The organism is Flavobacterium sp. N1994, from assembly GCF_025947145.1.
Taxonomy (GTDB): domain Bacteria; phylum Bacteroidota; class Bacteroidia; order Flavobacteriales; family Flavobacteriaceae; genus Flavobacterium.
In genome coordinates, this window is sequence record NZ_CP109999.1 from 396,308 (window position 1) to 410,144 (window position 13,837).

Consider the following 13,837-nt stretch of genomic DNA (forward strand, 5'->3'; position numbering starts at 1 on the left):
TTTACATTTCTCAAATGGATATTGTCCAAAAGTCAATATTGGAAAAAGTAATAAAGTGCATTTTAAGAATTTCGTCATAAAATAGTGCTAGTAACGTTAACTAATCATAAGTAGAGGCCAACATCTCAACTTTTATTTTCTGTTAAAGATAAAATTTCTTGCGAAACGTAAAAGTGAACTTACTACAAAATTTGGAATTGAGTGAGATACTTTCATTAGCAATTACTTAATAGATAATTTCATCACTTATGCTAATTGAACTCTTCTTTCCATTTTCTGCTGGGAAATAATAAAAAGCAATTAATAATTTAATTGGTTTTTGAATTGACTTAATATCTCTTTTAAAAGCTATTAAATTTTTATGCATGCAGTTCACGATCTTTAAGGACAATTCTTTGTTTTCAAACGTTCTAATTTCTTTGATATTTTTTACAGAAAGATTTTTTGAAATCTCAACCTCATAAATCGCATAAGTTTTTTTTAATAAATAACCTTTAAAGGATTTATAGCAATCAGAATAAAAACCAAATTCTAATCTATATGGATTCTCGTTTTGAATTTTATATTTTTTTAAATATCGTAACATTTCTAATTGTCGATGAATTAATCTGTCAAAAAAAATATCTGTTTCAGAAGAGTTTTTTGCTATTTTTTCTATTTGCCAACTTCCGGAACATCCATTAGTTTCAAGATATTTCCCTTTTTCTTCTGAAGCATAAAGCAGCCAAACTGTATTTATGTTCAAAGATAAAGGACAGCTAACTTTGCTTACTCTTATTGAAGTGACTTTTGAACCTTTAAATAATTCCAATATTTGAATTGTGGCAATTGAATATTGAGAGTTAGCTTTATCATCTTTAATTGATATTATTTTTGCTCTTGCAATGAATTCAGAGGTTTGAAATCTCTGAATAAAATCTAAAGATTTGCAGCTACAAGCAAAAGCATTTGAAATCACAAGTTGTAAAATCAATAAAATCAATGTTTTTCTCATAAGTTGTGAATACTTAATGCTAACTTTCTGCTGCTTCAAAAAATAGTGAACATCAGAACTTTTTATATGATAAAGATAAAAATTCTTAAGGAATAATTATTTTAGACCTTTCAAAAATGATTTATTAACCTTCAAAAATAGTTTTTGACCTTTAAAGAATTATTTATTAACGTTAATAAAAAGTTTTTGACCTTTAAAGAATAGTTTTTTAACCTTCAAAAAAAGTTTTTTAACCTTCAAAAATAATTTTTGACCTTTCAAGAATAGTTTTTGACCACTCTAAAATAATTTTTGACCGCTCTAAAATAATTTTGGAACACTCTAAAATAGTTTTCGAACGCTCTAAAATAGTTTTGGAACACTCTAAAATAATTTTTGACCGCTCTAAAATAATTTTGGAACACTCTAAAATAGTTTTGGAACACTCTAAAATAATTTTAGAACTGACTCAAAAGAAGTTAATTGGTAAGGTCAGAATCTTTTAGTTTCTTGTCTACTATCTCGCTGTTATGCAGTTTTACGGCATTTTTGCTTTTCTTCATGCGCAGGTTTAAGAACTCTACGAATAACGAGAAGAAGATAGAAAAATACAAGTAGCCTTTTGGGATGGTGCCGACTTCAGTGTCATTGCCAAATTTAAAATGGGCAAGGTGAGAGCCTTCTGCAATTAGCATTACGCCAATTAAGATTAAGAAAGATAATCCCAAGATTTGGATGGTAGGATGCTCGTTGACAAACTTAGAAACGGGTCCAGCAAAAATCATCATGATAAATATCGAAATCACTACGGCTAAAATCATGATAATGATAGCACCTTCTTTCCCAAAACCACCTTCCGCAGGGGCTTTCATACTTACTAAACCTACTGCTGTCAAGATACTATCAAACGAAAACACAATGTTCAATAGAGCAATTTGCAATATAGCAGCCGATAAACCATTGCTGGCTTTTCCTTTTTCGCTTTCTTCTTCGCCTTCTAGTTTGTGGTGAATTTCGGTAACCGATTTGTACAACAAAAATAAACCTCCTCCAAAAATGATTAAACTTTGTCCCGTAATATGCGCTTCAAAAAAGCCCCAATCAATTGATAAAATAGTGTCTTGCAAACTTAACACCCAAGTAATTCCAAACAACAAAATAATTCGGAACGCCATCGCCAATAATAACCCAACACGACGTGCTTTTGGCTGGTCTTGTTGTGGTAATTTCCCTGAAACGATAGAAAGAAAGACAATGTTGTCTATCCCTAAAATGATTTCTAGAAAGGTTAAAGTAAGTAAAGCTATTAAAGCATTGGGTGTAAATAAAATGTCCATGTTATTATTTTTGAGTTTTATTCCGCTGCGCTCCATACAATTCGGCTACGCCTCGGGTTGCGGTTAAAAAGAGTTAATCAAGTTTTGTTACAACACCACGTTGTTTTTCGTTGCTTCCCACAAAGGAATATTCAAAAGTATAGGTATTCTTTTCAGTAAACAAAATTTTCATACTGATGGCTTTTTCTTCCTTCATGCTTTTAGGATGGAGTTTTTGTAAAATAAATTCGCAATCGTTAATCCAACGCACTGTTGCCGTATCCGTTTTACCGTTATAGGTTTCGATTTGTAATTTTTCAGTTCGGATAAAAGTGGAGGTATGTTTTTTACCATTAATAGTTTGTGCAAATTCAAATTTCCCGGTTCTAAACTCTTTGCAGTTTCGTTCGTGGTTATTGCAAGAAATTAGGACTAAGGCAAATAGGAGTAAGGTAATTTTTTTCATTTATGCTGAATTTAGTTCCGTTGTTTTTAGGAGCTGTTTCCCGCTTTCCGCACTACATGGTAGTTTGCTACAATCGGGGCTAGTTTATTTTAGTTTATCTAATTCATCATCCGTAAAATTCTTGATGCTTTTTTCTTTGGCAAACTTATCGGCATTGTAACTATTCGATTTGTTTTTTGGAATCGATAGTGAATCCCATTCGCCTTGCTTTAGCATTTTGGCATAAAACACGATTTGACCAATATGATAAGGATAATGTGCCAACTGACGATTAATAGCTTCAATAACGGTATGACCTTCGTTGCGGATGTAAATGATGGTTTCTAATTGGTCAGGGGTTAACGAATGCAGCGTGTCAAAAAAGCAAGTCCAGCCTTTGTTCCAAACTTCCATTAGTTCCTCTTTATTGGTAATCGTTTCATCAAATTCGCCGTCACGGTTGCGCCATGCTTTCTCACCATCCGAAGTCAAGAAATCGGTCCAGCGTGAAATCATATTGCCCGAAAGGTGTTTTACAATCACAGCAATCGAATTAGTATCTTCATTTACTGAAACAAATAATTGCTCTGGTGCAAGTTGTTCCATCGCTTTTTCTCCCAACGTTTTGTAGTAGAGAAATTGTTTGGTAACGCTTTCTAAATAGGATTTATTTATCATCATTAAAAAGGGAATCGGTTACTGCTTTCACTCCTTTAAACATAAAAAACACGGCTAAAAAACAAAAAGTAATTCCAACTGCTAAAACCAAGTAATGCCAAACATTATCTTTATTCTGAAATGCATTATAAATCACACACGGTCCAATGAACATCAAGGGTAAGGCGTACAATAGGTATTTCATTCCTTTTTCTAATAGGGGCTTGTTCATGGTTTTTAAAATTTGATTTGTATCCCAATACCGTTTTGATTGGCCACCGCATTGATGTCGAAATTGCTTTCCGAACTACCAGTGTTTTTAAGACTGTCGTTATAGGATTTAACAGCTTCTTCAATCTTAGCTCTTCTTCCCGAAAGAATGGGGATAGAGACCGCTATTGCTCCAACACCAATATAAGTTAAAGCCGTTGGATATTTTATATCTGAAAACAATCCAATGGCTAAATCAACTACACTCATTGCTATCCCAACACCAAGGACTAATCCACCAATAGATTCTTTGGATTTAGCTTCTTTGTAAAGTTTTACCGAATGCAAATTGGGAGCAAATACTTTTTTCATTTGATAACTGGGTATCTGAATGCCATTGACATAATATCTTCCTCGTTCGTATTTAACTTCTTTGGGAGCCGTATTGTCCAAGGTTAATCCTTGAGAAAAAGCAGTTAATCCAAATAATAAAGTAAGGGCTAGAAGTAATTTTTGCATAGTTTTTATAGTTATATTTTATTTCCAATGATCTACAGCTTTTCTAACGCTGCCATATTCTTTGAGCAATTCAGAAGCCTTTTCATAATCAACCGGAATTTCACTCATAATCATTTTTACGCCACGGTCCACAAGTTTGTCGTTGCTCAGTTGCATATCGACCATTTTGTTGCCTTTTACTTTCCCTAACTGAATCATAGTAGCAGTAGAAATCATGTTCAACACTAATTTTTGAGCGCTTCCAGCTTTCATACGAGAGCTTCCTGTTACGAATTCTGGTCCAACGACAACTACTACAGGAAAGGTAGCTGTTAAGGCTAACGGACTTCCTTCATTACAAGTAATACATCCTGTAACAATATTTTTAGCATTGCATTTTTCTAAACCACCAATGACATACGGAGTAGTTCCAGAAGCGGCTATGCCAATTACTACATCATCGGTAGTAATGCCATGTTCTTGTAAATCAATCCAGGCTTGAATAGCGTCGTCCTCGGCATTTTCAACAGCTCTTCTTATGGCCTTGTCACCACCTGCGATAATACCATTAACCAAATCAAAAGGAACACCAAAAGTAGGAGGACATTCAGAAGCATCTACAATTCCTAATCGCCCTGAAGTTCCGGCTCCAATATAGAAAAGTCTACCTCCGAGTTTCATTTTCTCGACTACTCTAGCCACTAAAGCTTCAATTTGTGGTAAAGATTTTTCAACAGCTATCGGAACGGTTTTATCTTCCTTATTGATATTGGCTAACAAATCGGCCACCGACATTTGCTCTAAATGCTCGTAATGTGAGGATTGTTCTGTGGTTTTGGTGAAGTTCATTTTGCTCGCAAAGGCGCAAAGGCGCAAATTAATTGGTTTTATCTTTCAAAAATAACAAATAGAAGGGAATCAAATTAAATTTAACTGAAGAAACTTTGCTGCTTTGTGACTTTGTGAGATTTTATATTTTCATTAAAGAAAGGATGCCAAAGCAATTCCCAAAATAATCATCGATATTTTAGCAATATTGAACTTATGTCCTTCGCTGCTTTCAAAGATAATAGTGGAAGAAATATGAAATAGTATCCCAATAACGACGGCAGTAATTTGAGTATAATAGTCGTTAAGTATCGGGAAATTATCAGAAATTAATGTCCCTAGTGGAGTCATTATCGCAAAGGTCAACATAAAGAAAAACAAAGCGGTTTTATTCAGTTGGGCATTAAGAAAAAATGTCGTTAGGATAATCGCAATGGGTAAATGATGAATAGCAATTCCGTAGGCTAATTCGTGATGATGTCCTACAGGAAATCCTTCTAGTAAAGCGTGAATACACAAACTGATAAATAATAACCATGGGATTTGTAGCATTTTATCATGTCCGTGAACGTGTCCGTGTTCTGCTCCTTTGGAAAAAAATTCTAAAATGATTTGGAATAGAATGCCAAGCATAATAAAAACCCCTACACTTTTGTTGCCACTTTCATAAACATCTGGTAAAAGATGCATCACGGTTAAGGACAAAAGGAAAGAACCACTAAAGGCTAGTAATAATTTGAGATTCTGCTTGTCTTTTGGTTTTATGACAAGCGCAATTCCATAGCCTAATAGTACTGATAGTAAGGGTAGAATATAATTCATTACTTAAATATCATGATTAAACGTTCGCTAGTGTTTTTGTGGTATTTTTTCAGTTTGTAATCGCCAAAAGTATCTAGCAGATAAATACCCGTTTGGTTCATCATATTCTGAAAATCTTCTAAGGTATAGGCTCGAACATTTTCGGTGAAGTGAAACTTTTTTCCATCGGCTTCAAAATCAATTTCTTTAATGATAAAACCGTCAATGACAAAGCGTTTGATATGAAAGACAATCCCATCTACTTCTTTGGTTTCTTCTGGAATTAAATTTTCAATGACTTGATGGGCATTCATAAAATCAATCACTGCAAACCCATATTCCGAAAGACTTTGTTTTATAGAGGCTAAGGTTTTGATATCATCTTCTACATTTTCAAAATAACCAAAGCTGGTAAACAAATTGAAGATAGCATCAAATTTTTGTTCAAACGGTTCACGCTTATCATGAACCACAAAGTGCAGCGTATCATTAGCATTTTTATTGGCTTCTGCAATACTATTTTCAGATAAATCGGCACCAATAACATCAAAGCCCAACTGATTTAAATAAATCGAATGTCTTCCTTTACCACAAGCTAAATCTAGAACTTTGGCTTTTTCGGGTAAGTTTAAATAATGGGTAAGATTGTCCATGAAAATTTGTGCCTCACGATAGTTTCTATCCTTGTATAAAATGTGATAGTAGGGGGTATCAAACCAAGAGGCGTACCAATTTTCGGATTTACAATTTGTAGTATCTGACATTTATTCTTTTCAAATGAATTCTGAACAGGCAAATTTAGTGTATTTTTGCCACAGATATTAAACTTTGCCCAACTTTGTATTTTCTTATAAGTACTTAAAAATAGTTATTACACAGAGATTCACAGAGAACTGCGCAGAGATTCACTAAGATTTTATGGAGAATTATAAGATGATTGCCAAAACCTTTTTTGGTTTTGAAGAAATACTGTCAAAAGAATTACAACAATTAGGCGCGCAAGATGTCGAGATTGGCACCCGTGCGGTTACTTTTAAAGGAGATAAAGGATTTATGTACAAAGCCAATTTATCGTTGCGTACCGCTCTTAAAATCCTAAAACCTATTTATTATTTCCGAGCTACGAACGACATCAACTTATACAAAGGTATTCAAGGCATTGATTGGTCTAACTACTTAAACGAAAATCAAACTTTTGTCATTGATACCACCATCCATTCGGATAATTTCAAACACTCCCAGTTTGTTTCCCAAAAAGCTAAAGATGCTATTGTAGATCAATTTAGAGCCAAAACGGGTCAAAGACCAAGCGTGGATAAAGACTTCCCTGATTTGCGAATTAACATCCATATTGATAGAGACCAATGTTCTGTTGCACTTGATACTTCTGGGGCTTCATTGCATCACAGGGGTTACAGAACTGCTACAAATATTGCTCCTATTAACGAAGTGTTAGCTGCAGGAATGTTGTTACTTTCAGGGTGGGATGGAAGTTCTGATTTTTTAGATCCTATGTGTGGCTCAGGAACCTTGTTAGCGGAAGCCGCTATGATTGCATGTAATATTCCAGCCAATATCAACAGAAAAGAATTTGCATTCGAAAAATGGAACGATTGGGACAATGATTTGTTTGATCAAATTATCGATGCTTTAATGAAACGAACTCGTGAATTTCACCATACGATTATCGGATACGATAAAGCACCAAGTGCTGTTCAGAAAGCCAAAGACAACATCATAAATGCTAATCTAGACGAATACATAACCATCAGTCAAGCTGATTTTTTTGAAACTAAAAAAGAAAATGCGGGTCCATTACACATGGTTTTCAATCCACCGTATGGCGAACGTTTGAATATAGAATTGGAACGTTTTTACCGAGAAATAGGAGATACCTTAAAGAACAATTATCCTAATACGAATGCTTGGTTTATTACCGCTAACTTGGAAGCTTTAAAATATGTTGGACTAAGACCTTCCCGTAAAATAAAACTTTTCAACGGAAGCTTGGAAGCGCGTTTAGTGAAATACGAAATGTATGAAGGCAGTAAACGAACCAAGTTTCAGAATACTACTGAAGAATAAGCATATAAAAAGCCCTCGGAAGAGGGCTTTTTAGTACTGTCCAATGACAAGGTTTATTCGTCAGATTTGTTTTTGAGTTTCATTAATAACGTGTAAGCCCCTTTGGTTACGATGTTTTTAGTAGTCAATGCATCTCCATTTAGAATTTCAACAACCCCATTTTCACTCACGCCAGTGGTTACTTCAGTTATTTTGAAGTTGGTTTTATCCAATTCAACAAATACATAATTTTTTCCTTCATAATTTACCACGGCATCTTCTGGTATGGTTAAAGCATCGTTGCTTTTTACTTCAATTTCAGCATTCATATACATCCCTGGCAAAAGCGTCTTATCGTAGTTTTCAAAATGACAATGCACCTCTGCCGAATGTTCATCAACCGATAAATCTTTGCTAATTAAGATGATTTCGCAGGCGTGTTTGTTTTCAGGCTGATTGTTAGTGTAAGCGACTAACTTTTGTCCAATGGCTAATTTAGTAATGTCTTTTTCAAAGACTTTTAAATTCAAATGGATATCAGAGGGATTGATGAGTTCAAATAGTACGTCTTCTGGGTTTACATATTTTCCAATGTTTACATTCACTTTAGACACAAATCCAGTAATAGGAGCGTAGATGTTGACGCTTTTAGAAAGATTTTTTTCCGTTAAGGTATTCGGATTGATATTAATCAATTTCAATTTTTCTCCCAAAGCACTTAAAGTAATGCGTAGGGTTTTATAATCAGCATCGGCCATTTGGTATACTTTATCGCTACTGGCCTGACTTTGATTCAACTCTTTTTGACGTTCATATTCTTTTTCGGCAAAATACAAGCGCGACTTAGTAGTTAAATAATCTTGTTGCAATTGTACAAATTGTTGGTCTTCCATAGTGGCAATGACTTCACCTTTGTTGATGTGCATGCCAGGCAACAACTGAGTTGTTTTTAAATAACCGCCTAATGGCATACTGATAGAAACCATATTTTGCGGAGGTACGTCAATTTTTCCATTGACTTTCAATACGGAAGAAATAGATTTCTTTTCCAGATTTCCTGTGGTTAAAGCCGCATTTTTTAATTGGGCCGAGGTAAGAGTGACTGTCGATTCCGCTATGGTATTAGTCTCACTTGTTGTTTCTTCCTTTTTAGACTGACAGCCCAAAATAAGAAAGCCAAAAAGGAGTATCATTATATTTTTCATGGTATTAATTTTTTGAAGTTAGGTAGTTGAGTTGGATTACGGCATCATTATACTGATTTACCGTATTGATGTAATCGTTTTGAATCGCTATACTTTGATGAATTAGCATCACCCAATCTAAATAATTGATTTCACCGTTATAGAATTGTTTGTTAGCCGTAGTGCTGATGATTTTAGCATTGGGCAAAGCTGTCTTTTCATAATAACTTAGTCGCTCTTGACTTTTCTGATACTGAGATTGCGCGTTTAAAAACTGCTGTTGTAATTCCAGTTTTCCTTTTTGAAGTTCATTGTCAGCTATAGTTTCGGCTATTTTAGAAGCTTTAATTTTAGCTCTTTGTGCCCCGCCAAATAATGGAATACCTAGTCCAAATTGAGCCGATTGGAATCGGGTGGATTTATCATACAACACATTATCAGCACCAGTTCCTGTTATGGTAGCGCTATTGTAGCCAAAGGTAATGCTTGGCATAAGTTTAGAACGCTCCGCTTTAGTATTGGCTGAGCTTACTTTCTTTTGTTGTTCTAAAACTTGTACCGTTGGATGGTTGGCCAGCATTGTGCTATCAATACTAGTGTTGAAAGACAACTTTAATTGGTCAGCAGCTGGAATCACTTCGCTTTCTGAATTTAAAATCAATTGAAACTTACTTTGTAAAACCGCTTTTTCTTGTTGCAGTTGCACCAACTGTGATTGGATTGTCCCTTGCTGAGTTTCGGCTGTAGTTTTTTCTAAAATATTGCTTTCTCCTTTTTTAAAACGAAGCGTGGCTTTTTGTGCAAAAACATTGAAAAGACTATCGCTTCTTTGCAACAAACGTTCTTTTTCAGATAAATAAACTAATGAATAAAAAAGTTGGGTAACTTCTTTTTTCAACTCAGCTTCTTTCCAGGTTACTTTTAAAGTGGCTGTTTTCCATTCCTCTGTGTAGAGTTGTTTTTGTCGACTGTAAACCGTTGGAAAATTAAACGTTTGCGCTATTCCAATTCGGTTATCATTATAATAACTATTAATCTGACCGTAATCACCAGTAATTGTAGTAGCAGGTAAATTGGCTGCCGTTTTAATTACTTGCTTTTGGTACTCGGCTTTCAAGCGTTCATTCTTAATCGGGGAATTGTTTTTAAGCGCTGTTTCAATGGCTTTGTCCAAACGAATTGGATTACTTGTTTGTGCATTAGCTATAGATAGCGATAGGAGTAGGACAATTGTTGTAACTCCTTTGTTGATTGATTTCATTGTAATACCTTTTTCGAAAGTGATGTATAATATAGGAAGGACAAAAAGGGTTAAGAAGGTCGCAATTAATAACCCACCAATAACAACCGTAGCTAAAGGACGTTGTACTTCTGCACCAGCTCCATTACTGATGGCCATCGGTAAAAACCCTAAGGAGGCTACAAAAGCAGTCATCAATACGGGGCGTAAACGGACTTTAGTACCCATTAAAACGATACGATGTAAATCGGTCATCCCTTCTTTTTTTAATTGGTTAAATTCGGATATCAATACAATACCATTTAATACGGCTACTCCAAAAAGCGCAATAAAACCTACTCCAGCACTTATACTGAAAGGCATGCCTCGAAGCGCTAAAAAGAAAATCCCCCCTATAGCAGAAAGCGGTATAGCGGAATAAATTAACAACCCTTGTTTCACAGAATTAAACGCAAAGAACAACAACAAGAAAATTAGCAATAGCGAAACTGGTACTGCAATCATTAGCCTTTGTTTTGCCTTATTTAAATTCTCAAAAGCACCGCCATAAGTGGTGTAATATCCTGTTGGCAATTTGATTTGTTTTTCTACTTTTTGCTGTAACTCGTTTACAATACTTTGTACATCACGACCTCTTACGTTAAAACCTACTACAATTCGGCGTTTCGCATCTTCTCGTTGAATTTGGTTTGGACCATTTTTAATGCTTACTGTAGCCAATTGCGATAACGGAATTTGAGTTCCTTGTGGTGTCGGAATTAATAAATTTTGAATGTCTTCTAAATCTTTGCGTTGATTGGTATTGAGTCGGACAACCAAATCAAATCGTTTTTCTCCTTCAAAGACTAATCCTGTGGTTTGACCAGCAAACGCTGTATTTACCACTTTGTTGATGTCATCAATACTTAAATGATATTGCGCAATGGTATTTCGGTTATAGTCAATGACTACTTGTGGCATACCAGTTACAGGTTCAACAAATAGGTTTTGTATGCCGTCAACCGTACTAACGATTTTGCCTAATTTTTGCGCATATACCGCAAGAGTATCTAAGTTTTCTCCAAAGATTTTACAAACTACATCTTGTCGGGCACCCGTCATTAATTCATTAAAACGCATTTGAACGGGATACTGAAATCCAGCCGTAATTCCAGGTACATCTTCTAATGCTTTTCCCATTTTTTCAGCCATTTCATCAAATGTTTTGGCCGATTTCCATTCGCTTTTATCTTTCATTATGACCATCATATCGCTGGCTTCCATGGGCATTGGGTCAGTAGGGACTTCACCGCTACCAATTTTAGTCACTACTTTTTCCACCTCTGGAAATTGGGTTTTTAAGATGTGGGCTGCTTTTTGTGTACTTTCGATAGTAGTGGTTAAATTACTACCCGTTAGGACTCGAGTATCTACTGCAAAATCGCCTTCTTCCAAGGCAGGAATAAATTCACCTCCCAAGAAACTTAATGTAATTATAGCCAATATAAAAAGGGTAATAACTATTGAAATCACCATTTTTGGATATCCTAAAATTTTGTTTAAAGCGTGTTGGTATTTTATTTCCACCCATATCATTAAACGATCAGAAAAATTAGGTTGGTGTTTTAATTTCTTACTCAAAAATAAAGCACTCATCATAGGGATATAGGTCAATGATAAAATAAAGGCACCCAGTAAAGCAAAGGCAACAGTTTGTGCCATGGGTTTGAACATTTTGCCTTCTATACCTTCTAATGTAAATATGGGTAGGTAAACAATTAGTATTATTATTTGGCCAAATACAGCGCTATTCATCATTTTACTTGCAGCGCTTTGTACCGTTTTATCCATTTTGCTTTGAGAAAGTTCTTCTACTTTACTGAAGGTTTTACTATGGGATAATTGATGCATAACCGCTTCCACAATAATGACGGCACCATCTACTATTAACCCAAAGTCTAAGGCACCTAAGCTCATTAAGTTACCGCTCACACCGAAAGTGTTCATTAAGATAATGGCGAACAGCATTGCCAATGGAATTACTGAAGCCACTAATAATCCAGCTCTAAAATTTCCAAGGAATAACACTAAAACAAAAATCACAATTAGTGCCCCTTCGAGTAAGTTATGCTCTACAGTTCCAATGGCATTATTGACCATTTTGGTTCTATCTAAGAAAGGTTCAATGACAACACCTTCTGGTAAAGTTTTTTGAATTTGAGCTACTCTTTCTTTAACACTTTTAATCACATCACTACTATTAGCTCCTTTCAGCATCATCACTACTGCTCCAGAAACTTCCCCTTGATCATTATAACATAGGGCGCCATACCTAGTAGCAAAACCAATTTTTACCTCAGCAACATCTCTTATAAAAAGAGGTGTGCCAGAAGAACTAGTTTTAATAGCAATATTTTCAATATCTTCTGTAGTTCCGATAAGTCCTTCACTACGAATGAATAGGGAAGTGGCTCCTTTTTCGATATAAGATCCACCTGTGTTTTGATTGTTTTTTTCAACCGCTGTAAATACATCGGCAATAGTGATACCATACGACTGCAGTTTGTTGGGGTTGACCGCAATTTCATATTGCTTTAATTTCCCTCCAAAACTACTTACTTCAGCTACTCCTTTTACCCCGATTAATTGTCTTCTGACAATCCAATCTTGTATGGTGCGTAAATCGGTTTCGTTGTATTTTTTTTCGTATCCTTTTTTAGGTCGCACTACATATTGGTATATTTCACCAAGGCCCGTTGATACTGGCCCCAATTCAGGTGTGCCAATGCCTTTTGGAATTTCGGTTTGTACTTTTTGCAGACGCTCCGCTACTTGTTGACGTGCCCAATAAATATCGGTATCATCATCAAATACAATAGTAACTAAGGATAATCCAAAGCGGGAAAAGCTTCTAATTTCTTTTAATCCAGAAATATTAGTATTGGCTTGTTCTATGGGAAAAGTGATAAGGCGTTCAATATCAGTGGCACCAAAGGAAGGTGCGATAGTGATAACTTGTACTTGATTATTCGTAATATCAGGTACCGCATCAATAGGTAGTTTAGTAGTTTGGTAGATACCATACCCTACAAGGGCAATAACCATAAGCCCAACGAGGAGTTTATTCCTAACGGAAAACTCGATAATTTTATTTAGCATGAAGATAAATGTTATTTAGTTTTTATTTCGATGAATAATAAACCAACAAACACCATCGGCATTTGTAGCTTACTAAAAATAAAAAAACTAGCTAACTTTTGGCGGTTGCCAGATACTATTTAAATCGGGAGAATTACTAAATCCAGCATAATAATAGTGCGGATTTTTAATTACAAAAATAGAGGTTGTTTTTTCAAAACTAAACTGATGATCAGGTAGTAATGTGATGAAGTTAGAAGACCCGCAGTTATCATGAGTTTTGAATGGCAATTTCATGTCTTTATCATGATCTTTATCTTGAACATCACCATGAGCATAATGAATAGATAAAAATTGCCACAATGAAATGCTAGGTTTTTCTTTTTTGTGCTCGCTAAAATGCTCTACCATAGCTGGTAGTTTCAACAACTCATGAAATTCAGTGGTTGAAAATAAGTATAAGGATAAAAAAACTAATGCTAGCGTACGTTTCATCTTTATTTT

13 protein-coding genes are annotated in these 13,837 nt (G+C 35.1%); 1 reads left to right on the top strand and 12 read right to left on the bottom strand.

Going from position 1 to position 13,837, the window contains the following annotated elements:
• Nucleotides 1-226 precede the first annotated feature (226 nt).
• From OLM53_RS01870 to OLM53_RS01910, 9 genes are all read right to left on the bottom strand, one after another.
• Nucleotides 227-994, bottom strand: coding sequence for a hypothetical protein (locus tag OLM53_RS01870; RefSeq protein ID WP_264521364.1), 768 nt, complete (start codon nt 992-994; stop codon nt 227-229).
• Between the two features lie 458 nt (nt 995-1,452).
• A complete protein-coding gene (locus OLM53_RS01875; protein WP_264521365.1) occupies nt 1,453-2,310 on the bottom strand; it encodes a TerC family protein in 858 nt (285 codons plus the stop codon).
• A gap of 73 nt (nt 2,311-2,383) precedes the next feature.
• Nucleotides 2,384-2,755: a DNA topoisomerase IV gene (locus OLM53_RS01880; RefSeq protein WP_264521366.1), complete on the bottom strand. Its 372-nt coding sequence runs from the start codon at nt 2,753-2,755 to the stop codon at nt 2,384-2,386.
• Nucleotides 2,756-2,839: 84 nt separating this feature from the next.
• Entirely contained in the window at nt 2,840-3,415 is a 576-nt protein-coding gene (locus tag OLM53_RS01885) for a DUF1572 domain-containing protein (RefSeq protein WP_264521367.1), read from the bottom strand.
• Complete coding sequence (locus OLM53_RS01890; RefSeq protein WP_264521368.1) at nt 3,402-3,623, bottom strand: DUF6095 family protein; 222 nt, start codon at nt 3,621-3,623, stop codon at nt 3,402-3,404. The genes OLM53_RS01885 and OLM53_RS01890 overlap by 14 nt, the downstream gene beginning before the upstream one ends.
• A 5-nt stretch (nt 3,624-3,628) precedes the next feature.
• On the bottom strand, nt 3,629-4,120 hold the full coding sequence (locus OLM53_RS01895) for a hypothetical protein (RefSeq protein WP_264521369.1): 492 nt from the start codon (nt 4,118-4,120) through the stop codon (nt 3,629-3,631).
• Between the two features lie 18 nt (nt 4,121-4,138).
• The gene (gene murQ, locus OLM53_RS01900; RefSeq protein WP_264521370.1) at nt 4,139-4,948 is read right to left on the bottom strand and encodes an N-acetylmuramic acid 6-phosphate etherase; all 810 of its coding nucleotides are present in this window, start codon (nt 4,946-4,948) and stop codon (nt 4,139-4,141) included.
• 132 nt (nt 4,949-5,080) lie between these two features.
• The gene (locus OLM53_RS01905) at nt 5,081-5,749 is read right to left on the bottom strand and encodes a ZIP family metal transporter (RefSeq protein WP_264521371.1); all 669 of its coding nucleotides are present in this window, start codon (nt 5,747-5,749) and stop codon (nt 5,081-5,083) included.
• Nucleotides 5,749-6,492: a class I SAM-dependent methyltransferase gene (locus tag OLM53_RS01910; RefSeq protein WP_264521372.1), complete on the bottom strand. Its 744-nt coding sequence runs from the start codon at nt 6,490-6,492 to the stop codon at nt 5,749-5,751. The genes OLM53_RS01905 and OLM53_RS01910 overlap by 1 nt, the downstream gene beginning before the upstream one ends.
• Nucleotides 6,493-6,646: 154 nt before the next feature.
• Between OLM53_RS01910 and OLM53_RS01915 the strand changes: the two genes are divergently transcribed.
• Nucleotides 6,647-7,813, top strand: a complete 1,167-nt coding sequence (locus tag OLM53_RS01915; RefSeq protein ID WP_264521373.1) for a THUMP domain-containing class I SAM-dependent RNA methyltransferase — start codon at nt 6,647-6,649, stop codon at nt 7,811-7,813.
• A 53-nt stretch (nt 7,814-7,866) separates the two neighbouring features.
• On the opposite strand, the gene OLM53_RS01920 is transcribed toward OLM53_RS01915, so the two are convergent.
• The 3 genes from OLM53_RS01920 to OLM53_RS01930 form a co-directional block, all read right to left on the bottom strand.
• Nucleotides 7,867-8,997 (bottom strand): efflux RND transporter periplasmic adaptor subunit, encoded by a 1,131-nt coding sequence (locus OLM53_RS01920; protein WP_264521374.1) that lies wholly within the window; start codon nt 8,995-8,997, stop codon nt 7,867-7,869.
• 4 nt (nt 8,998-9,001) lie between these two features.
• Nucleotides 9,002-13,354, bottom strand: a complete 4,353-nt coding sequence (locus tag OLM53_RS01925) for a CusA/CzcA family heavy metal efflux RND transporter (RefSeq protein WP_264521375.1) — start codon at nt 13,352-13,354, stop codon at nt 9,002-9,004.
• An 87-nt stretch (nt 13,355-13,441) separates the two neighbouring features.
• On the bottom strand, nt 13,442-13,828 hold the full coding sequence (locus OLM53_RS01930) for a hypothetical protein (RefSeq protein WP_264521376.1): 387 nt from the start codon (nt 13,826-13,828) through the stop codon (nt 13,442-13,444).
• Between the last annotated feature and the right edge of the window lie 9 nt (nt 13,829-13,837).